This window comes from Martinezella paranaensis, assembly GCF_014200235.1.
GTDB classification, from domain to species: domain Bacteria; phylum Pseudomonadota; class Alphaproteobacteria; order Rhizobiales; family Rhizobiaceae; genus Rhizobium; species Rhizobium paranaense.
The window spans coordinates 62,212-81,508 of the sequence record NZ_JACHBI010000016.1 but is presented as its reverse complement, the minus strand read 5'-3'; the positions used below and the strand labels follow the sequence as shown (position 1 = coordinate 81,508).

Annotated in this window: 22 protein-coding genes and 1 pseudogene; 9 read left to right on the top strand and 14 right to left on the bottom strand. The window is 60.1% G+C overall.

Annotation, left to right across the window (positions count from 1 at the left end; translation table 11 throughout):
• Positions 1–234 precede the first annotated feature (234 nt).
• Positions 235–408 (top strand): hypothetical protein, encoded by a 174-nt coding sequence (locus GGD50_RS27680; RefSeq protein WP_183940224.1) that lies wholly within the window; start codon positions 235–237, stop codon positions 406–408.
• A gap of 33 nt (positions 409–441) precedes the next feature.
• On the opposite strand, the gene GGD50_RS27675 is transcribed toward GGD50_RS27680, so the two are convergent.
• The 3 genes from GGD50_RS27675 to GGD50_RS27665 all read right to left on the bottom strand — a co-directional run bounded on the left by GGD50_RS27675 (position 442) and on the right by GGD50_RS27665 (position 2,617).
• Positions 442–699, bottom strand: a complete 258-nt coding sequence (locus GGD50_RS27675; protein WP_183940222.1) for a WGR domain-containing protein — start codon at positions 697–699, stop codon at positions 442–444.
• Between the two features lie 202 nt (positions 700–901).
• Positions 902–1,345, bottom strand: a complete 444-nt coding sequence (locus GGD50_RS27670) for a thermonuclease family protein (RefSeq protein ID WP_343070023.1) — start codon at positions 1,343–1,345, stop codon at positions 902–904.
• A gap of 531 nt (positions 1,346–1,876) precedes the next feature.
• The gene (locus GGD50_RS27665; protein WP_246451557.1) at positions 1,877–2,617 is read right to left on the bottom strand and encodes a carbonic anhydrase; all 741 of its coding nucleotides are present in this window, start codon (positions 2,615–2,617) and stop codon (positions 1,877–1,879) included.
• Positions 2,618–2,995: 378 nt separating this feature from the next.
• Here GGD50_RS27665 and GGD50_RS27660 point away from each other — a divergent pair.
• The 3 genes and pseudogenes from GGD50_RS27660 (at position 2,996) to GGD50_RS27650 (ending at position 4,981) form a co-directional block, all read left to right on the top strand.
• A pseudogene (locus tag GGD50_RS27660) lies at positions 2,996–4,006 on the top strand (TerC family protein).
• 55 nt (positions 4,007–4,061) lie between these two features.
• The gene (locus tag GGD50_RS27655) at positions 4,062–4,370 is read left to right on the top strand and encodes a hypothetical protein (protein ID WP_183940218.1); all 309 of its coding nucleotides are present in this window, start codon (positions 4,062–4,064) and stop codon (positions 4,368–4,370) included.
• Positions 4,367–4,981, top strand: a complete 615-nt coding sequence (locus GGD50_RS27650; RefSeq protein ID WP_183940216.1) for an exopolysaccharide biosynthesis protein — start codon at positions 4,367–4,369, stop codon at positions 4,979–4,981. Before GGD50_RS27655 ends, GGD50_RS27650 begins: the two co-directional genes overlap by 4 nt.
• A 110-nt stretch (positions 4,982–5,091) precedes the next feature.
• Here the strand turns inward: GGD50_RS27650 and traG are convergent, their stop codons facing one another.
• Genes traG through traC form a run of 3 tightly spaced genes read right to left on the bottom strand, consistent with a single transcriptional unit; the run spans position 5,092 to position 7,520 of the window.
• A complete protein-coding gene (gene traG / locus GGD50_RS27645; protein WP_183940214.1) occupies positions 5,092–7,011 on the bottom strand; it encodes a Ti-type conjugative transfer system protein TraG in 1,920 nt (639 codons plus the stop codon).
• On the bottom strand, positions 7,004–7,219 hold the full coding sequence (gene traD / locus GGD50_RS27640) for a type IV conjugative transfer system coupling protein TraD (RefSeq protein ID WP_183940212.1): 216 nt from the start codon (positions 7,217–7,219) through the stop codon (positions 7,004–7,006). The genes traG and traD overlap by 8 nt, the downstream gene beginning before the upstream one ends.
• A gap of 4 nt (positions 7,220–7,223) precedes the next feature.
• Positions 7,224–7,520, bottom strand: a complete 297-nt coding sequence (gene traC / locus GGD50_RS27635) for a conjugal transfer protein TraC (RefSeq protein ID WP_183940211.1) — start codon at positions 7,518–7,520, stop codon at positions 7,224–7,226.
• A gap of 255 nt (positions 7,521–7,775) precedes the next feature.
• On the opposite strand from traC, the gene traA reads away from it, so the two are divergent.
• Genes traA through GGD50_RS27615 form a run of 4 tightly spaced genes read left to right on the top strand, consistent with a single transcriptional unit; the run spans position 7,776 to position 13,434 of the window.
• On the top strand, positions 7,776–11,087 hold the full coding sequence (gene traA, locus GGD50_RS27630) for a Ti-type conjugative transfer relaxase TraA (protein WP_183940209.1): 3,312 nt from the start codon (positions 7,776–7,778) through the stop codon (positions 11,085–11,087).
• On the top strand, positions 11,084–11,650 hold the full coding sequence (gene traF / locus GGD50_RS27625; RefSeq protein ID WP_183940207.1) for a conjugative transfer signal peptidase TraF: 567 nt from the start codon (positions 11,084–11,086) through the stop codon (positions 11,648–11,650). Before traA ends, traF begins: the two co-directional genes overlap by 4 nt.
• Complete coding sequence (locus GGD50_RS27620; protein WP_183940205.1) at positions 11,640–12,803, top strand: conjugal transfer protein TraB; 1,164 nt, start codon at positions 11,640–11,642, stop codon at positions 12,801–12,803. Before traF ends, GGD50_RS27620 begins: the two co-directional genes overlap by 11 nt.
• 16 nt (positions 12,804–12,819) lie before the next feature.
• Positions 12,820–13,434, top strand: a complete 615-nt coding sequence (locus tag GGD50_RS27615) for a TraH family protein (RefSeq protein ID WP_183940203.1) — start codon at positions 12,820–12,822, stop codon at positions 13,432–13,434.
• 17 nt (positions 13,435–13,451) lie between these two features.
• Here the strand turns inward: GGD50_RS27615 and GGD50_RS27610 are convergent, their stop codons facing one another.
• The 3 genes from GGD50_RS27610 to GGD50_RS27600 all read right to left on the bottom strand — a co-directional run bounded on the left by GGD50_RS27610 (position 13,452) and on the right by GGD50_RS27600 (position 14,820).
• The gene (locus GGD50_RS27610) at positions 13,452–13,829 is read right to left on the bottom strand and encodes a DUF5615 family PIN-like protein (protein ID WP_097667865.1); all 378 of its coding nucleotides are present in this window, start codon (positions 13,827–13,829) and stop codon (positions 13,452–13,454) included.
• A complete protein-coding gene (locus tag GGD50_RS27605) occupies positions 13,826–14,458 on the bottom strand; it encodes a DUF433 domain-containing protein (protein WP_183940201.1) in 633 nt (210 codons plus the stop codon). The genes GGD50_RS27610 and GGD50_RS27605 overlap by 4 nt, the downstream gene beginning before the upstream one ends.
• A 149-nt stretch (positions 14,459–14,607) precedes the next feature.
• Positions 14,608–14,820, bottom strand: a complete 213-nt coding sequence (locus tag GGD50_RS27600) for a helix-turn-helix domain-containing protein (RefSeq protein WP_037094533.1) — start codon at positions 14,818–14,820, stop codon at positions 14,608–14,610.
• 196 nt (positions 14,821–15,016) lie between these two features.
• Here GGD50_RS27600 and GGD50_RS27595 point away from each other — a divergent pair, with 196 nt between their 5' ends.
• Positions 15,017–15,334: a transcriptional repressor TraM gene (locus GGD50_RS27595; protein ID WP_183940199.1), complete on the top strand. Its 318-nt coding sequence runs from the start codon at positions 15,017–15,019 to the stop codon at positions 15,332–15,334.
• Here the strand turns inward: GGD50_RS27595 and GGD50_RS27590 are convergent.
• The 5 genes from GGD50_RS27590 to trbG form a co-directional block, all read right to left on the bottom strand.
• Positions 15,327–16,040, bottom strand: a complete 714-nt coding sequence (locus GGD50_RS27590) for an autoinducer binding domain-containing protein (protein ID WP_183940197.1) — start codon at positions 16,038–16,040, stop codon at positions 15,327–15,329. The genes GGD50_RS27595 and GGD50_RS27590 overlap by 8 nt on opposite strands.
• 366 nt (positions 16,041–16,406) lie before the next feature.
• Complete coding sequence (locus GGD50_RS27585) at positions 16,407–16,628, bottom strand: hypothetical protein (protein ID WP_183940195.1); 222 nt, start codon at positions 16,626–16,628, stop codon at positions 16,407–16,409.
• Between the two features lie 97 nt (positions 16,629–16,725).
• Positions 16,726–18,027, bottom strand: coding sequence for an IncP-type conjugal transfer protein TrbI (trbI, locus tag GGD50_RS27580; RefSeq protein WP_183940193.1), 1,302 nt, complete (start codon positions 18,025–18,027; stop codon positions 16,726–16,728).
• 12 nt (positions 18,028–18,039) lie between these two features.
• Positions 18,040–18,477, bottom strand: a complete 438-nt coding sequence (gene trbH, locus GGD50_RS27575; protein WP_183940191.1) for a conjugal transfer protein TrbH — start codon at positions 18,475–18,477, stop codon at positions 18,040–18,042.
• Between the two features lie 3 nt (positions 18,478–18,480).
• Positions 18,481–19,293, bottom strand: coding sequence for a P-type conjugative transfer protein TrbG (trbG, locus tag GGD50_RS27570; RefSeq protein WP_183940189.1), 813 nt, complete (start codon positions 19,291–19,293; stop codon positions 18,481–18,483).
• Positions 19,294–19,297: the final 4 nt, after the last annotated feature.

Here is a 19,297-nt window from a genome sequence, read left to right as displayed (position 1 = left end):
AGTTGAGCCTCTCCTTTCGACTCGGCTGTCATCTCTCATCGGGGATGTTGCAGCCCGTTCTTCACGACGCAACCTGCCGCCGACGGAATTTTCCCCGCCCCGCTGCGGCTCCTCGCGAAGCAAAATTCAGTCGGCCCCAGGTCCTCCACCTTCGTTTCGGCCCGTTGGGTGCGCCCTTCCTTTCCGGTCTGCCGCTGATCCCCGCGATGACCGCAATCGACAAGGAGATCCATCATGCAACAACTCGCTCAATTCCTCGCCGCCACCGGCCGCCGGCTCCGCACCCTTGGCAAGGTGATCCGCCACTTCTTCCGCAAGGGCAAGCTCGGCCTGAAGCTTGCGATCAAGATCCCGTTCTTCGTCGAGATTGAAATATCGTTCGAGACCGACTGGAACCGGCGCCGATGAGGCGCTTTCACGGCCCGCTACGGCGGGCTTCTCTCATTTCGGCATCGAAGCGCGCGGACGATAGCCGCGTTTGCGTTTCTGGCGGAGCAGATCGAGGAACAGTCGGACCGCTTCTTCTTCCCGACCGAAATGATGGACCATGATCTGCCCTTTGCTTCCGATGCGGCCCCATTTGCGGAGCAGGCAGATATCGCCGAACAGGTTCGGTTCGATCGACATGGCATAATAGCGGGCCATGTTCTTCGAGGCATCCGAGCGTTCGACATAGAGATGGTAGGGCTGCGAGATCATGAGACCAGAATCTCCGATCTCGGGAATCGCGTCCAACGACACTTATGAATCGGTCGGCATGGATTGATTCACGTCGGTGATGATATCGGAAAACCCGTGACAGGCTTGGGCGAGACGCCTTCGGCGCACGGCTCTACTCGCTCTCGCTCCCCGAACCCGCCGGGCGGTTTCGGCCATCCGCTGACGATCCTCTCGCGGTTCCTCAGCCGCACCATCCGTGTCTGGCACCATCCCAGCGCCTGGCGAGGCCCTCGTCAATCAAGGCACTCCCGAGCGAGCGCCCTGCCCGCGTGACTGTTCGAAGCTTGCGGCCATACTTATCTTCGTCACGCAGGCCGGCCGAAAGTGAGAACTTGCCGCCATTGAGCAGCGAGAGCAGGCGTGCTTTCGCGGCCTCGCCCTTGATCCTTTCCGCCTCGCAGCGCGGCGGGCTGAGCTCCGGTGTGTCGATATCCGCGATGCGGATTTTCTCGCCCTGGATCCAGAACGTATCGCCGTCGACGACGCAGTTCACATGGTGATCGCCGCCGCAGAACGAAAACGCGCCAGATAGGGAATCTGATGTCGGTGTCTTGGCAACAGCAAAGACACCCGACAGGTCGCCGGACCCTCCATAGGCAAGCCATCCTGCGCCGGCGATGAGTATTGCAGAGAGGATTGCTGCCAGTGGTTTGCGCAGGCGGCGCGGTCCCGGTCGGGGTGACTTTTGTTGCCGGCGTTCTCGATCGTTCCTTCTGTCGGGCTTGCCCGGCTTTCTGAACCATATCACATTCGATTTCGCCACCCTCGGTCCTCTCCTGTTCGCCTCAATCTATCTCGCCATCTGTTTCATCTGCGTTTACGTGCAAGGGCGCTTCAGACAGTGTGGAGGAGCGGGGAGCAGTCGGTCCCGCCTCCCCTTCGGGCCACTATGTTGAGGCTCCTGCGGCTGCGCTTTCTCCCGCTCCTCGCACGACGAGAATTCCCGAAATCCGGCCCTGTCGGTCGTCGCTATGCTGATTTCTCCGATACTCTTCATTGTCCTGGATCAGCCTTGCTCGTTGCACTGCGCGTCGGCTCGATCCGATCGGCTTCCGGCCCGTCGTGAGCCTGTGAAAACCTGTTCGTTCCGACGCAGGCTTTCCCAGATGAGGCACAATCAGCGAGCCGCGTGGACGACCACGCGGCTCCTTTGCATTTATGCCTGATCGAAGAATTCGACGGCGCCGGTGTCGAGATGATAGTAGGCACCGACGATCTTGATGCGCCCTTCCGCCAGCGGCTTGAGCAGGAGAGGATCGCTCTCCTCCCGCAGATTGCGTACCACCCGGCGAACATTCTGCTTCACAGCGTTTTCAAGCGGATCTCCCTGCTGCCCTCGTGCTTCAAGGACTGCAGGAATGATCGGCTCGATCATGTTGTCGATCTGGCCGGGGAAGCGCGCATTCTTTTCGACCACCGACATGGCGGCCTTTACTGCTCCGCAGCTTTCATGCCCCATGACGACGATCAACGGTACACCGAGTTCCGCGACGGCATACTCGATCGACCCCATCGCCACCGTATCAACGGTGTTGCCCGCATTGCGGATGATGAACAATTCACCGAGGCCACGCCCGAACAGAAGTTCCGGCGGGACCCGGCTGTCCGAGCAGGAGACGTAGGCGCAAAATGGCGCCTGGCCCTTGGCCAGTTCAAGGCGGCGCGCCTCGCTTCTATCGGGCAGGACGATCTCGTCACGCAGGAAGGCTTCGTTGCCACGCTTGAGGAGGTCGAGTGCTCCATCAGGCGTCAAGGCTGACTTGCCGTCCTTGACGGGCGCGGGTTCAAGGGGCGTTGTTTTGCCACTCGTCGTTTGAGCGTGCGCGGCGGCAGGCAGCACAGCGACGGCGGAAGCGGCAGTCGCTGTCATAAACAGGCGGCGGGAAACATTACACATCGATAGATACTCTCCGTTAGACGGCGCATTCGCCGTCAGGGTTGAAAAATCAACGAGCATGTTCGGAGAGACGGAAGTTTAACCCCAAGACTGCACCGAGCACGCTCGATGCGGTCCGACATCAAAAAGGCAAGCCTTGATCAGAGGGGCCCGGTCCGCAACCACGATGTAGGGAGTGGGAATAGCGTTTCAATACCCGCCAGTCGAAATCGAGCTTCTGAAAGGCCAACGCCATGCGGCGCGCAAAAGAGATAAAATTTTGGATGCAAGGCTCTTGAAGGGGCAGGGCGGCGTTCCCAATTGTCGGTCAACCCGCTGGTCCGGGCCCCTCTGGTGGGAGCCGTCGGCGCTCTCGCGATGTCGGACCCTTCCGACATCATGCGCCGACAGAGGTTCTGTTTCTTGGATACATCGTTGTTCTTCGTGGAGTGGCTGGGCACGCCGCTCTGGATGTGGGCTGGCTTTCTCGGCCTCGTAATTGCAATTCTGTCGTTCGACCTCGGCGTGCTCCATAAGGAAAACAAGGAAATCGGCGTCGGCGAAAGCATCAAGCTTTCCGTCCTTTACATATCGCTCGGCCTCGCCTTCGGCGGCTGGGTGTGGTGGTATCTCGGAGCCGAATCCGGTCTTGCCTACATGACGGGCTTCGTCGTCGAAAAGACGCTGGCCCTCGACAACGTCTTCGTCATTGCTCTGATCTTCTCCTTCTTCGCCGTTCCGCGCCTTTATTAGCACCGGGTGCTCTTCTGGGGCATTCTGGGTGTCATCCTCTTGCGCGCTGTCATGATCGGCGTCGGCGCAACGCTGGTCGCCGAGTTCTCCTGGCTGCTTTACGTCTTTGCCGCGTTCCTGATCGCGACCGGTATCAAAATGCTTGTCGTAAAAGATGCCGAGCCCGATGTGTCGAAGAACCCGCTCATCCGCTTCATGCGCAGTCGCTTCAACGTCACCGACAGCCACCACGGCGAACGGTTTTTCGTGAAGCAGGCGCATCCGCAGACCGGCAAGATGGTCTGGTTCATTACGCCGCTCTTCATGGCCCTGGTGCTGATCGAAGTCGCCGACGTCATCTTCGCGGTCGACTCGGTTCCGGCGATCTTTGCGATCACGACAGATCCGTTCATCGTCTACACGTCGAACATTTTCGCGATCCTCGGCTTGCGCGCCCTCTACTTCGCGTTGGCAGCGATGATCCATCGTTTCAAATATCTGAAGCCGGCTCTTGCGATAGTCCTCGTCTTCATCGGCTCGAAAATCTTCGTCGCCGACATGCTGGGCCTGGAAAAATTCCCCGCAGCCCTGTCGCTCGGCATCACCTTTGCGATCATTGCAAGCGGTGTCGCCTGGAGCCTGCTCAAGACACGCGCCAAGCCGCAGCCTTCCAGTTAATCCGCCGGCACAACGCTTGCCGTCATACGAATTCACCAACTGAAGGAACGTATCCATGTTCTCAGAAATCATCGCTTCAATTTTCTCAATGCTCATCATCGAACCGCTGCAGGCCGGCATAGCGGAGCGCGTGGCGGCGGCCAAGGCGCCCACCGAGATCGTGCGCGCCTCGCAAGATTGCCTGGCGGCAGAGGCGCCCCGTCTTCTCGATCGAGCAACGAACGACATGGGGTGGGCGGTTTCCAACGCTGTCAGCGTTTCGTTCGGCTGGAGCTCCCCACTCGATCTCCTGGACACGAGCGCGCCGGGTTGCGCGGCGTTGGTGAATGTTCTGAAACAGAACGGGGACGATAGCGCAGTATGACGGGGGGCGAACAACAGCCGCAGGGCGAAGGGATCGCATCGACCCGCCTCCGTGAATTGGCTGCTCTTGGCCAAGCTCACGGCAGCATTGAAATAGGGAAGGCATTGTCCATCATGGGGCAGGCCGGCACTGCCCTCGTCATCCTGCTGCTGACGTTACCGGCGCTTTCGCCGATCCCGGGACCGTTCGGAATGGTTTTTGGAACGGCGCTGGCGTTGGTCGCGCTCCAGATTGCTTTCGGATGCGAGACCATCTGGCTGCCGGCAAGCCTTAAAAGACGCCGTCTGTCATCAAACGCGATCGATGTCACCCTTCGGTACGCGGGTCCTCTGATCGCTTGGGCGGAAAAAATCATGCGCCGCGACCGACTTGCTGTTCTGACCGGAAAGCCGGTTCAAATGTTGCTGGGCTTGCCCATTTTCCTGCTGGCAGTCGCCATCGCCCTGCCAATACCCTTCGGAAATCTCTTGGCGGCCTTCGCCTTGATCGTCATAGCCGTGGCTCTCTTGGAACGAGATGGCGTGGTCACACTGATCGGACTATTCTTATCGATAGCAGCACTGGCTGTGACGGCGGCTTTGGCATATGGCACCGTTGCTACACTTGTATGAAGCGATATTGAAACGCAGGGACTTGTCGATCAAGCCACAGGACGAACACTCGTCAGGCGTTTTGCGGCGACATGACCGCAACGATAAGATGAAGGTCACTCGGATCAGGTTTACGGTCGTTCTCCGTGCTTCTGAAACCTGCTCGTTCCGACGCAGGCTTTCATATCCTCACGTCGAAACCAGATCGCACGCCCGCATCTGAGTGGAGCGTTCCCGGCCGTGAATACGATCTGCTCGTCCGCTGGCATCCGAAGCACCTCGTGTGGCTGGATCAGCGGTCGTGCGGCCAATTGCTTCGATCGCGTCCGCGACGATCCTTTCATTTGCGAACTACGGCTGACCTGGTCGATCTCTACCGTCGTCATGCCGCAGCGGCGTGAGATGTAGTCGGCGGTTTCCGGGTCGTTGATCGCTGCAAACGAGATCCAACTCGCGCTTTCGAACCACTTGCTCGATGCGTCCCGCCCCCCATAGGTTTCGCGCAGCTGGCCGATCGACTGATAGATCATGACAAGGGTGATGCCATACTTGCGGCCGGCGTCGCGCGCAGTTTCCAGGATCCGCATGTAGCCAAGCCTCGCGACCTCGTCGAGAAGGAACAGCGCTCGGCCGGGCATCGCCCCATCGCGATTGTAGATCCCATTGAGAAATGAGCCGATGATGACGCGTGCAAGGCCCGCATGCGTCTCCAACGTCTTGAGATCGATGTTGATGAAGACGTCGGTGTTGCCGCCGGCAATGTCATCGGTCGAAAACGTCTTGCCGGAAACCAGCGCGGCATAGTTCGGATAAGACAGCCAATGGGTTTCCTTGATCGCATTGGCGTAGACGCCGGAGAAAGTTTCCGGCGTCATGTTCACGAAAGCCGCGACGTTTTCCTTGACGAAATCGGAGTTCGAATTGTCGTAGATTTCCTGCAGGCGTTGGCGCAACTGCGGTTCCGGCTCGGAGAGATTGGCGCGGACCTGGCGAAGCGTCTGGTTCTCTTTCTCCGTATGACCGGAGAGGCAAACGTCAGCGATCATTGCGGTCAGCAATTGCAAGGCCGAGGCGCGGAAGAAGTCGTCGCGCACACCGCGCGTGCCGCCGCTATCGCTCATGATCCATGAAGCGACGGAGGCGATATCCTCTTCCTTGGTGCCGCCGAATTGTCCGATCCAGTCGAGCGCATTGAAGCCGGTTTCCGGCTTCTTCGGGTCGAGGACGAACAGATCCCGGTTCGCACTGCCTCGGTGCACGAACACCATCGGCGCCACCTCGTTCGACGGGTCGAGGACGATCAGCGAGCCGCCCCATTTGAGCGCCGTCGGGATCGTCACCGACGTCGTCTTGAAGCCGCCGGAACCGGCGAACACGATGCCATGTGATGAGCCGAACGAGCCATCGAAGCACAGGAGCGGCGACTTGCCGCCCATGCCCCATGTGTCGGGATCGTCAGCGCGAAACGCGGGCGTTCCTCCGCTGTCCTTGTCGACCCGATATCGTTCGCCGATGACGATGCCGCCGGCGTCAGAAAACAGGTTCGCCGCTTCCTGCATCTTCATCCAGTCGGCCTCGCCGTGCAGCGCCCGCTTGCCGCGTATGCGTTTGGGCTCGGCGCTGGCGAAGGCCGCGTTGCCGACGAGCGCGACACGTAAGGCGAAGCAGGCACAAAGCACTGCCGCGGCCGCTCCGATCAGCGTCGCGGGATCGACATAGGACAGGATCGACTTGCCGGCCGGAATCTGCTCCGAGAATGCCGACAGCCTGATTGCCTCGCGAGCGATGGCGACAACGATCGTCGCTACACCGCCGGCAACGACTCCCCATCCTGCCGTCTTGATCCTGATCGCGCCGGCGCTCGCGAACAGGAAGACGATGCCGATGGCGGCCGCTGCGACATAAGGCAGGGCAATGCCCGCTTGGCCGAGCGTCTGCCGAGCAGCTTCCGTCTTTCCAAAGCCGGACAGCCAGTGTTCGACCCCGGTCAATCCGATCGTGACCAGGAACATCAGCGCGACAGGCGCGATGAAAAGAATGATCCTATTCATCGCTGTTGCCAAAGGCCTCCGCGCCGATCGCCATCAGTCGCGAGCGTTCGGGGTCGTTGCTTTTCAAGCGCTGGCTCAAATCGATGAGCGCACCCAGCAGAAGCGCTCGCTTCTCGTAGCGAAGACCGGCTTTGACGATCAAACCGCCGAGCTCGATCTTTTCCCGCGTGTCCTTCTTCCGGGCATCGGATGTTGTCGTGCGCGCCATCCGCTCAAGCTTCAGCAGTCCCGCCCGCAGCCGCGCCAGCCGCGTTCTGCGTGGACGGTGCGCTGGTTTCGCCGACGCCTGCTCCCCTCTTCCCTCCGGTCGTACGAACCTCGCCTCCGCGAAACCGCTTCGCCAGATCCTCGAAGGCCACCTGCAGCTCGGCCTCGTCGATTTCGATCTCGCCGAGACCTGCCTTCAGCGCGATCCGGCCGATCCGTTCGGCCTCACGCGTCTCTGCTGCCTTGAGCTGCTCCTGGAGTTTGGCGATTTCGTCGCGGATCTTCGAGGATGGTTTCTTCATTCCGTCTGTCTCCCTTGGGTGAGAAAGCGTGTCTTTCGAACCCAGTTTCAGGGAACTGATTGCGGAACGCACTACTGTGAATCCTACAATCGCCAAAGCGCGAGCTTTGGTGAATGATCCCGGCCGTTCCGAAGGAGCGGATCCGAAGGGCGCAATTATACGTCGCTGATGCGACGCTCTGCTTTGGCCTTGGGCCGAGGCCTTCCGCTTCTGACGAACCTGTTGATTTTGTTCGCAACCGGGAGAGAATTCGCCGTGGCCGTCCCTCATTTCTCCGTCAGCGTCGTCGCTCGTGGCTCCGGCCGCAGCGCCGTCCTGTCGGCGGCCTACCGGCATTGCGCCAAGATGGACTACGAGCGGGAAGCTCGGACCATCGACTACACTCGCAAGCAGGGATTGCTGCACGAAGAGTTCGTCATTCCCGCCGACGCGCCGGAATGGCTGCGCTCGATGATTGCAGATCGTTCGGTCTCAGGCGCTTCCGAAGCCTTCTGGAATAACGTCGAGGCGTTCGAAAAGCGCTCGGATGCCCAACTCGCCAAGGACGTCACCATTGCACTGCCGATCGAACTGAGCGCTCAGCAGAACCTTGCGCTCGTACGGGATTTTGTCGAGCGCCACATTACATCGAAGGGCATGGTGGCCGATTGGGTCTATCATGACGCCCCTGGCAATCCGCACGTTCATTTGATGACGACGTTGCGGCCGCTGGCCGAAGACGGTTTCGGCGCCAAGAAGGTTGCCGTGCTCGGGCCGGACGGCAATCCGATCCGCAACGATGCAGGCAAGATCGTCTATGAACTCTGGGCTGGAGGTATCGACGATTTCAACGCGTTTCGCGACGGATGGTTTGCCTGCCAGAACAGGCATCTGGCGCTGGCCGGTCTCGACCTTCGCGTCGACGGCCGCTCCTTCGAAAAGCAGGGGATCGATCTCGAACCGACCATCCACCTTGGCGTCGGGACCAAAGCGATCGAGCGGAAAGCCGATGTTGCTACGAAGCCGGTCGAGCTCGAGCGCATCGAACTGCAGGATGCGCGCAGAGCCGAAAACGCGAGACGGATCGACCGGAGCCCAAAACTCGTCCTCGACCTGATCACGCGTGAGAAAAGCGTGTTCGACGAGCGTGATGTCGCCAAGATCCTGCATCGTTACATCGACGATCCCGCCCTGTTCCAAAGCCTCATGGTGCGGATCATCCTGCATCCCGACACGTTCCGCTTTGAGCGCGAGCGGGTCGACCTTGCCACCGGTGCCAGATTGCCCGCCAAATACACGACGCGGGAAACAATCCGGCTGGAAGCGCAGATGGCCAATCGCGCCATCTGGCTCTCTCAGCGTTCGTCACATAGCGTGCGAAACGCGGTGCTCGAAGCGACCTTTGCCCGTCATGACCGCCTGTCGGAAGAGCAGAGAACCGCGATCGGGCACGTGGCGGGATCCGAGCAGATCGCTGCCGTCATCGGCCGGGCCGGCGCCGGCAAGACGACGATGATGAAGGCGGCGCGCGAGGCGTGGGAAGCGGCCGGCTATCGTGTTGTCGGCGGCGCGCTCGCCGGCAAGGCGGCCGAAGGGCTGGAGAAAGAAGCGGGGATCCTTTCCCGGACACTTTCCTCGTGGGAGCTTCGCTGGAACGAGGGACGAAACCAGATCGACAGCAAGACGGTCTTCGTACTGGACGAAGCCGGCATGGTGTCGTCGCGGCAGATGGCGCTGTTCGTCGAAGCGGTAACGAAGGCCGGCGCCAAGCTCGTTCTCATCGGCGATCCCGAACAGCTCCAACCGATCGAAGCCGGCGCCGCGTTTCGCGCGATTGCCGATCGCATCGGCTATGCCGAACTCGAAACCATCTACCGCCAACGCCAGCAATGGATGCGCGATGCCTCGCTTGATTTGGCGCGTGGCAACGTCGGCAAGGCGATCGATGCCTACCGTACCAATGGCAAGGTGATCGGATGGGATCTGAAGGCCGACGCCGTCGACAACCTCATCGCCGCCTGGGACCGCGATTACGATCCGGCGAAGACGTCGTTGATCCTTGCCCATCTGCGCAGGGACGTGCGCATGCTGAACCAGATGGCCCGCATCAGGCTGTTCGAGCGCGGGGTTCTCGACAAGGGAGCCATGTTCAAGACGGCGGACGGCGATCGCAATTTTGCCGTGGGCGACCAGATCGTGTTCCTCAAGAACGAAGGATCGCTCGGCGTCAAGAACGGCATGCTGGCCAAGGTGGTCGAGGCGGAACCGGGACGCATCACGGCGCTGATCGGCGATGGGGAGAATGTCCGCCAGGTGCTCGTCGAACAGCGCTTCTACAACAACCTCGATCACGGCTATGCCACGACCATCCACAAGAGCCAGGGCGCCACGGTCGATCGGGTCAAGGTGCTGGGTTCGCTTTCGCTCGATCGCCATCTCACCTATGTCGCCATGACTCGTCATCGTGAGGACCTGGCCGTCTATTACGGCCGAAGATCCTTCGCCAAGGCCGGCGGCTTGATCCAAGTCCTCTCGCGCAGGAACGCGAAGGAAACGACCCTCGATTATGCTGGTGGTCCCTTCTACCGCCAGGCCCTTCGCTTCGCCGAGGCTCGCGGCCTCAATCTCGTCAACGTGGCCCGCACGCTCCTTCGCGATCGGCTGGAATGGACGGTCGGGCAAAAGCAAAAGCTCGTCGATCTTGGTGCGCGCCTGGCCGCGGTTGCCAGCAAGCTCGGGCTCATCATCGGCTCTGCGAAATCCCCAATTCATGACACTGTCAGGAAGGCAAAACCCATGGTTTCCGGCATCACCACCTTCGCAAAATCAGTCGACCAGGCGATCGAGGACAAGGTCGCAGCCGATCCCGGCTTGAAGAAGCAATGGGAGGAGGTTTCGACCCGTTTCCACCTCGTCTATGCACAGCCGGAAAGCGCGTTCAAGGCGATCAATGTCGACGCGCTGCTGAAGGACGAGGGCGCTGCGAAATCCACTGTGACGAAGATCGGATCGAACCCCGAGCAGTTCGGCGCGCTGAAAGGCAAGACCGGGATCCTCGCCAGCCGCGCCGAGAAGCAAGAGCGAGAGAAGGCTGAGACCAACGCGCCGGCGTTGGCCCGCAATCTCGAGCGCTATCTGCGTCAGCGTGCAGAGGCCGAGCGCAAGTTCGAGGTCGAGGAACGGGCGATCCGCCTCAAGATCTCGATCGATATTCCGGCGCTCTCGGCAAACGCAAAGCAGACCCTCGAACGTGTGCGCGATGCGATCGACCGGAACGACCTGCCGGCCGGTCTCGAATATGCGCTTGCCGACAAGATGGTGAAGGCCGAGCTAGAAGGTTTCGCCAAGGCTGTAGCGGAGCGGTTCGGCGAACGTACCTTCCTGCCTCTGGCTGCCAAGGACTCCAACGGACAGACCTTCAATGCGGTTACGTCAGGGATGACGGCCGGGCAAAAAGCCGAAGTGCAATCGGCATGGAATTCGATGCGGACGGTGCAGCAACTGGCCGCGCATGAGCGCACGACCGAGGCGTTGAAGCAGGCCGAAACCCTGCGCCAGACGAAGAGCCAGGGGCTTTCCCTGAAATGACGGCGCAAGTCTCTGCTCGTGCGAGGGGAAGGGCTCAACGAGCGAATGCCATCGTGCTCTTGGTAGTGGCGGCGTCCATCGTTGCGGGCAGTGTTGCTGCGGCCATGACCGGCGGCTACCGCATCAACCTGACACCGAGCGAACCCCTCGGGCTCTGGCGCATCGCCGCGCTCGATCGAGCGGTGTCGGCAGGCGACCTCGTCTTCATTTGCCCGCCGCAAGCGCCTGTCATGCACGAGGCGAGACGGCGTGGCTATCTCCGTTCCGGAACCTGCCCGGGTGGGGTCGCGCCGCTCATCAAGACGGTCATCGCGGTTCCCGGACAGCATGTGGATATCGGTGCGGGCGTAACGATCGACGGGCATGCGATCCCTTTCTCCGATCTCGTTCGGCGCGACGGCAAGGGTCGGCCGATGGTGCCTTATTCTGGCGGTGTCGTGCCGGCACAAAGCGTCTTTCTCCATTCACCGTTCAGGAGCTCCTATGACTCCCGCTACTTCGGACCCCTGCCCGTCTCGGGCATCCTCGGCCTGGCGCAACCGGTGCTCACCTATGCACCGTGAGCACGTTCGGCCGGTCCTGTTGATTACCGCTTCAATCATTGCCGGGACGGTTGCGTGGAGCGGTCACGTCCTTCTCCTTCCGCTCGCATGCACGTTTCCAATCCTCTGGGGGTTTGCGCGAACGAGACTGACGGCTGCGCTTGTCTCGGCCGGTTATTTCCTCGCTGCATCACGCGGTCTGCCGCAGGGCGTTGCCACCTTCTATTCCTCCGACCTCTGGCCGGGACTGCTGCTCTGGCTCAGCGCATCGCTGGGCTTTGTCAGTGTTCACGCAATGCTCTGGACGAGATGCGAACCGGCGCGACCGTTTCGCTATTTCGCGGCAGCCTTGCTCATGGCCATTCCGCCAATCGGTATCACCGGCTGGGCGCATCCGATCACGGCCGCGGGCGTGCTGTTTCCGGGATGGGGATGGTGGGGGCTGGCTGCCGCGACAGCCGGCCTCATGGGCCTCGTAACCCGCATGTGGCCAGCTGTCGCGATTGTCCTGGCAGGGTTTTGGATCTGGTCCGCCGCAACCTGGGACGAGCCGAAGCTAACGGAAGCGTGGCGGGGCGTCGATCTCGAATTCGGCGCTTCTCTCGGTCGCGACGTCAGCATTGGGCACCACCGTGATCTGATTGCCACGGTGAAGGATCGAGCATCCGACGGCGCCCGCACTATTGTTCTTCCCGAGAGCGCGCTGGGGTTCTGGACGCCAACCGTCGAACGGCTCTGGGTAAAAGCACTGCAGGGAACTAACGCCACCGTCGTCGCCGGTGCTGCGGTCGTCGATGCAGGCGGATACGACAATGTGCTGGTCGCCATCTCGGCCGCCGGCGCCCAAATCCTCTATCGCGAACGAATGCCGGTCCCGGGCTCGATGTGGCAGCCGTGGCGGTCCTTGCTGGGTCAGAGCGGCGGCGCGCGGGCGCACTTCTTCGAAAGCCCGGTCGTGACGGTTGCCGACAGTCGGATAGCCCCGCTGATCTGCTACGAGCAGCTCATCATCTGGCCCGTCCTGCAGTCCATGCTGCAGGAGCCGGACATCGTCGTCGCCGTCGGCAACGGCTGGTGGACCAAGGGGACTTCCATCGTCGCCATCCAGCGCGCCAGCACTCAAGCCTGGGCGCGCCTGTTCGCCAAACCCCTCGTTGTTTCCTTCAACACCTGAATGCCAAGGAGCCCCTATGCTCGACGCTGCCCTGATTCAACAATGCGCCCACCCCTCGTTGAAGCCACCGATCGTTGAGCAGTTCGTGAGCGCCGCGGGCGCAAATGATCCACTTGCCGTCACCGTGAAATCTGGCGGCCGACTGATTCTCGTTCCGAAGGCGACGACGCCGGACGAAGCCATGGCGACCGTCCGGCAGTATGTCGGCCAGGCAGTGGTGCGTGTCGGCCTGACACAGTTTCCGGCGGGCGTCGGCGTCAAGGATGCTTCCGATCTGAAGCCCGATCTGATCGACGCCTGCGAGAACCTTCGCAAGGGGACGGCGATGTTCTCAAAAGTCCTGAGGATCGTTGCCAAGTGGTACGGCAATCCGAAGGGCGACGATGTCTTCCCGCAGATATTCGAGGATGCCATCTATGCCTGGAAGACCGGCGAGTTCGAGGGCGTGAGCGTATTCCAGGCGGAGGATCCGGGGAAAAGCGTGACGATAGACAATGTATTGGCTCCAGAGGAGGCCGAGGAGGGCAGCGACATACCTCCTGCGGATACAAGCACTGAAAGCGCCGAGAAAAGCGAGAACGTTGGATCAGCTGAGATGCGGATCGACCTGTCGACGATCGGAGGAAAATGATCTCCTTGGGAAGGCGACTATGCTTCCGGAAGCGAATAGCGCGTGAGAACCGCGTCCTCTCCGTCGAGGGTCACTTCGATGACTGCGTTGACCATATCCTGCGCGCCTGCCAGATCCTGCAGTATGAGGGCAAACAATTCTCGTTGCAGCACAGGCAGTACCTGCGGGACGATAATCACCAGACCTGCGTGCAATTCCTCTTTCGCGTACAGCTTCCGGAAGTCGCGGGCATTGTTCGTCACGAACGTAAAGTCTTCCTCGATGATCCGAGGCATCAGGTCCCAATCGGTCTCGCCGCTCAGTCCCAGCCAATTCACATGGAAACAATCGTGGCCGCGCTCTTGAGCCACGGCCACGAGAGACGTGTGAAGGCATTCATCGATAAGAAATTTCACGAGGTCGAGCCAGACGTTTTGGGGACGTTCTCGTTGCGAAGGATCAGGCGCTTCACGGATTTCACCTTCAGGCCCTGCTCCGAAAGCTTCCTCGGACGTCCTCTGGCGGGATGGGCCGCAACCCAGATCTCGGCAAGTTCCACCATGCGCTCGGTGAGCGAAGGATAGCCCTCGACAATTTCCGCTGTACTTGCGCCCTGGGTCTTCATCGCGGCAATCGTTCGCACAGGAACACGGGTTCGCTTGAAAACCGGCTCGCCGCCCACGACGCCTTTCACGCTTTCAATCATTCGTTCGGCTTCTCGAAGCGCCTCGGCCCGCGCAGCCAGTTGTTCTCGTGCCCGCGCAACGTCGATAATGAGATAATCGTCTGCCCTAACAGTTTCGGCATCGGGGTTCTGGTCGATCGTATCGAATAGGCGCTTGCGGCGCTCGGCAGACAAGATCGATCCGACGCCGTACCAGAGCTTCAACCGAAGCAGATCCTCATCGGTGAGTGCTCGACCGCTGCTACCAACGAGATGAGTCTCGATGATGCGCTTGTCGATCGCATTGTGCACCGACTTCACAGCGATCTCGCTGACAGCCGCCGCCTCGGCGGGTGTGTAGGCGTGTGATGTGCTGGCCATAATCATTCTCCTTGTGGAGAATATATAATACGGCCCGCCACTAGTGTAAAGCCTTGACCCATGCTCGATCTCATGGCCGAGCTGTCCCAATCGATGCACATCGCCTCCGAAGCCCGAAAATCTGGTCGACCACGGGCGCGATTTGCAGATCAGTTCGATTTGGTCACAAGTTCGGCGGGTTCGACGCCCAGCGCTTCTGAAATCTGGCCAAGAACCGTGAGGGTTGCCGACATTTCGGCGCGTTCGATGGCACCGATATGGCGTGCGCTCAGGCCCGTGCGGTGCGCCAGTTCCTCCTGCGTCAGTTTCTTGCCATGACGTATTCGACGCAAATTGACCGCCATGACCTCGTTGAGATCCATGACGTCAGCGGAACCTGAATCGGAATTATTGTTCTAGGAACTATAGTTCCGATTCGACATGTCCTGTGATATTGGGGGCAATCGATCTTCGACGGACTTTCAATGTTGGTCGTATGATAGTCTGTAGCGCGGCCGCACAGTGCGGGACCAAATCATCGTTTCGAGTGGTGAAGGAATGAGTTTCGAGGAAAAACGAATGAACGATGCGGAGTCCTCTGAGACCGACAAGAGCGAGCGGGATCCGCGGTTCTGTTCGATGCCGAAGGAAGCGTTGGAGGAATTGGCGGTGTCGGCAATACAGGAACACCGCCGGCTGCTCGCCGCGGATGAGGCTGTCTACGAGGAATGGACTCGCGCGAGCGGCGACCCCTCGGTTTCCAGCGACGTCCTGGCGAACCTGCAGGATGAATATATTGCCCGTCAGAAGAAATCCGAAGCGCAGCAGGAAGAGCTGTCGCAGATCATCGACGCGCTTGGCTACATTCCCGATGTCCCCTTGGACGACGCTAATTAGAGCTTAGCAACCCGCGATCTTTCGCGATTCCCACAAGCTGCGGCACCGATTCAGCGCCCAGCTTGGCACGGGCTTTATCAAGGTAATGCTGTACGGTCCTCGAATTGATGCCAGTCACAGCGGCAGTTTCGAGTGTGTTTTTTCCTTTCATCGCCCATGTCAGGCACAGCATCTCGCGTGGCGACAGCACCTGCTTTGGATTGATGGCAGTTTTGGCGGCAATCATCTTCAATCGATAATGGATCATCATCACCAATTGGACTGCTCTCTTCGAGTCGAATACGGCCGGGACGTCCACGTCCCTTTCGGAGGATGCAAAGGTCAGCATCATCGACGCGCCATAACCCCCTTCCACAGGGATTGTCATGCCGCAACGGATTCCGTGGTCTATCGCCTCGTCGCGAAATTTTCTGAGAGGTGAGGACCCGCGGGCCGGCCAATCCTCCGCGGTCCAGAAGAAAACGTCCCGTTTGCGCTTCGCTTCCGTCACCACGGGATCGATGCTGGAATAGTCCGCCGAGAGGTAAAGTCCCTCCCATGGTTTGGGATAGGAGTTGAATGTCCTGATCTGGGCGCCTTCTTTTTCGAGATAGGCAAACCGTTCGTATCCGCAGGAACGCGTGAACTGCCTGAGGGCTCCCTTGACCATGGCCTCGTCTTGCGCGACTTCCAGCATATCAACGAGCGAGCGAAATTCTCCGTCCACGAACTCTTCTCCTTGTTCTTGACCCGTAACACGGTCCTTTATTTGCCAGCCGAGACGCTGGATGATGGGCATCGTTTGGCAACAGGCGGATCTGTTGCCAACTGACGATAGCTTCGCAACCGGCGGTGTTGGGCTGATGCAAAACAGTCCCTCTTGCCGTGTGCGTTAGCACTACCTATAAAGGGAAAGCTTTCAAGGCTCCCCGCCTCAAAAAGATGACAAATCAAGAAAAGTTTTTGCGGGCGAATGGAAACCGTGTTCTGACGCGAGTGCTATTTACTGAAGAGAGCGTGATATAAGGCCCGGCCCGTTTGCCCACGCAAGGCCCCAAATCCAAAAACCGCCAGCGCTTTTCAAGCAGCAAAATCACTTGGCGTCGATACGCGCCCGCTCGGATCTGACGGCTTTGATGATACGCCAGCTAATTCCCGGCTCGCGTAGCATCTGGATATCGTCCATGTTGTCGAAATCCGAAAGCCGGGTGTAAAACGCACGTCGAAGGCGCGAGATAAACTGCTTCGGCAAAGCGGTGTTTTCGAGAAGGTCCGGGTCGTCATCCGGCAAATCGCCAAAATCCATTTCTGTCATCGCCTATCCTTTCCTGCGTTGAGCAGGACCATCCGGCACCATTTCTTCAGCCAGCGCAACTCGCAGATTTGCACCTCTTGCAGACTTGGCGTTTCCTTTAGTTTATGCGGTAAGCCGACGGAAAAATGATGTCCTGGTCGACGAGGACGTTGAACTTATAGCCGGGACGAATCTGGATCGTCGGCTGTACATTCAGGTTCTTCGAGATTGTCTGCTCGGCGACGCGACCGAAGCTTTCCGCAAAATTCCGTCTGGCGGCATCGGAAGCCGTATCCTGAGTCGCAAGCGTCGAACTCTCCGGCATGGACATGTCAATCCCGGTTCCGATCAGCGCGACGAGTGCTGCCGAACCCCAGGTGCGCCAGAGATGCCGATCGACCTTGTCCTTGAAGCCGCCATAACCTTCGGCGTCCGTACCGGCCATGCCACCGATCTGCAAAGTCGATCCATTCGGAAAGATGAGGTCGGTCCAGACCACGAGGACGCGCTCCTGGCCAAACGACACCTTGGAATCGTAGCGACCGAACAGCTTTGCGCCTTGCGGGATCAGCAAGCGGTAGCCGGTGGCACTGTCATAGACGTTCTGGCTGACTTGCGCGGTGATCCGCCCCGGAAGGTCGGAATTGAGGCCGGTGATCAACGTGGCCGGAATGACCGAGCCGCGCTTCAGCTCATAGGGCGAAAATTGCGGTACGACCCGGTTCGGCAGGTAGCCGAGATCCTTGATGTCCTGGTTGAAGAAATCCTCCTTCGAACCCTGGGCGTTTGGATCGACGTTCTGGCCCATGAGGCCTGATTTCATGGCGGCGGCGTAGAGGTCCGAGGCATTGTTGGCTGTCGCAGTCGTGGTTTGCCGGCCCGTGTCCGTGGAATTGTTGGCGGCCTTCTCGACATCGGAAATATCCACTTTCAACGGCGAGTCCAAAGCCGTTGCCCGCGCCTGCAGCCGGGCCATGCGCTGGCGCTGGGCCTCGCGGATATACTGCTCATCCTGCTCACGCTTCAGGCGGGCTTTCCATTCCTCTTCGGATTCGAGCCTCGGCCGCCGTTCTTCCCTTTCGGTCGGCCGACGGTCGACAACAGTCGTTTCCTTCTCGACCTTCTGCTCGACGGCAGGCGTTGGCTGAAACGCTTCGCGCTCAACCGGCTCGCCGATAATGCCGTCGGTGACGCCGCGTTTGAGCTGGTCACCGAAGTTGGTTGCAGGTGTACTCGAAGCACTGTCGATGTCATTGCCGCGATTGAACGGCAGACCGCGCCACGACAGTCCGATCACGACCACGCCGGCGAACAGCGCGATGATGACGATGGCGATGGTGATCGGCAGCCGATTGAGACGGCGCATGCCCTTCTGATCGTCGGCCTGGTTGGAGGCGCCGAGCTGGAGAGATTGGACCATACCCGCTTCCCCTCAGTTGCGCTGCATGATCGAGAGCGGGCTTGCCGGCGTGGCGCCCGCCGCCGATGTCGAATAGGCCCGCCCAAGCGCGACGGAGGGCGTCGAGACTCTCGCAAGCACCTGACCGTCAGCGCCATCGATCGAATAGGCGAGCTCGACCGGTTTGACATCCTTGCCGACCTTGCCGTCTGTGATGACAGTGTAGCCCCATCCTTTCAGCGCCGCCTCGAGCGCCGACGCGAAGTCGGAGGCGTCCTTATCCATCTTGAGCGTCGTCGTGCCGGCCGGGCCGATCTGCTCGGCGAGCCGGCTCGCCATGTCGCCGGCAATTGCGCTTGCGGCGGGGCCGGTGACGGCGAGGGGGGTGGAACTCGTTGTCAGTCCGTCCTCGGCCGTCTGGCAGCCTGAGAGCAGGGTGGCGGTGATGATGATGACGAGAAGCTTGCGCATGGTTCAACCTCCCCGCCGAATGGTGATTTTCTGCTGGCGCCAGCCGACGCCGGAGACGAGGATCGCCTTGTCGACCGCATAGTCGACGATCATCATGTCGTTCTTCATCCGGTAGTTGACGATGCGGTTCTGGCCGCCAGAGACGACGAAGAGCACCGGTGCATCCTGGCTCGAAACTGATTTCGAGAATTGAATGTAGGTTTTGACACCATCCGAATAGACCCCCTTCGGTTTCCAGGACGCGCTTCCGCTGACGGAGTATGAGAAGTTCAGTTTGTCGGGTGCCGTGCCAGGAATGCCGCCGGTCTCTAGCCGGGAATTGATGTCGGCGAGCTTGGTCGAGACATCCTCCGGATATTCGAAGCCGACGCGCGCCATGTACTGGCTTGGATGGGACTTGAGTTGGATGTGATAGGTGCGCCGCGACGTGGTGACCACCATCGAGGTGACGAGTCCCGGTTCCGACGGCTTGACGATCAAATGGATCGCCTGCCCGCCGGTGGCGCCGGAAGTCGCCGGTTCGACCTTCCAACGAACCGTGTCACCGACAAGCACATCGCGGACGATCTCGCCGCCTTGCAATTCGATATCGCAGACTTGAAGCGGTGAGCAGACGACCGACGGCTGGGTTTCGCCGAACAGGAAGATGACCTTGCCGTCCGGACCGGTCGTCACCAGCCCTGACGTCCCGCGCCATTTCCTGGATATGTTGGTGCCCTTCACCTCGTTGTTTGTCATGCTCTGCGCCTCGGCGCCGCTCGCGAGGACGAGCGTGGCCAGGCAGCCGGCGGCTGCGATCAATCCTGTTCTGTGCATTGAG

Bases quoted from the DNA above. Each gene is read 5' to 3' on its own strand.
- GGD50_RS27680 (WP_183940224.1), top strand. From the start codon at position 235: ATGCAACAACTCGCTCAATTCCTCGCCGCCACCGGCCGCCGGCTCCGC.
- GGD50_RS27675 (WP_183940222.1), bottom strand. From the start codon at position 699: ATGATCTCGCAGCCCTACCATCTCTATGTCGAACGCTCGGATGCCTCG.
- GGD50_RS27665 (WP_246451557.1), bottom strand. From the start codon at position 2,617: ATGTGTAATGTTTCCCGCCGCCTGTTTATGACAGCGACTGCCGCTTCC.
- GGD50_RS27655 (WP_183940218.1), top strand. From the start codon at position 4,062: ATGTTCTCAGAAATCATCGCTTCAATTTTCTCAATGCTCATCATCGAA.
- GGD50_RS27650 (WP_183940216.1), top strand. From the start codon at position 4,367: ATGACGGGGGGCGAACAACAGCCGCAGGGCGAAGGGATCGCATCGACC.
- traG (WP_183940214.1), bottom strand. From the start codon at position 7,011: ATGAATAGGATCATTCTTTTCATCGCGCCTGTCGCGCTGATGTTCCTG.
- traD (WP_183940212.1), bottom strand. From the start codon at position 7,219: ATGGCGCGCACGACAACATCCGATGCCCGGAAGAAGGACACGCGGGAA.
- traC (WP_183940211.1), bottom strand. From the start codon at position 7,520: ATGAAGAAACCATCCTCGAAGATCCGCGACGAAATCGCCAAACTCCAG.
- traF (WP_183940207.1), top strand. From the start codon at position 11,084: ATGACGGCGCAAGTCTCTGCTCGTGCGAGGGGAAGGGCTCAACGAGCG.
- GGD50_RS27620 (WP_183940205.1), top strand. From the start codon at position 11,640: ATGCACCGTGAGCACGTTCGGCCGGTCCTGTTGATTACCGCTTCAATC.
- GGD50_RS27615 (WP_183940203.1), top strand. From the start codon at position 12,820: ATGCTCGACGCTGCCCTGATTCAACAATGCGCCCACCCCTCGTTGAAG.
- GGD50_RS27605 (WP_183940201.1), bottom strand. From the start codon at position 14,458: ATGGCCAGCACATCACACGCCTACACACCCGCCGAGGCGGCGGCTGTC.
- GGD50_RS27600 (WP_037094533.1), bottom strand. From the start codon at position 14,820: ATGGATCTCAACGAGGTCATGGCGGTCAATTTGCGTCGAATACGTCAT.
- GGD50_RS27595 (WP_183940199.1), top strand. From the start codon at position 15,017: ATGAACGATGCGGAGTCCTCTGAGACCGACAAGAGCGAGCGGGATCCG.
- GGD50_RS27585 (WP_183940195.1), bottom strand. From the start codon at position 16,628: ATGACAGAAATGGATTTTGGCGATTTGCCGGATGACGACCCGGACCTT.
- trbI (WP_183940193.1), bottom strand. From the start codon at position 18,027: ATGGTCCAATCTCTCCAGCTCGGCGCCTCCAACCAGGCCGACGATCAG.
- trbH (WP_183940191.1), bottom strand. From the start codon at position 18,477: ATGCGCAAGCTTCTCGTCATCATCATCACCGCCACCCTGCTCTCAGGC.
- trbG (WP_183940189.1), bottom strand. From the start codon at position 19,293: ATGCACAGAACAGGATTGATCGCAGCCGCCGGCTGCCTGGCCACGCTC.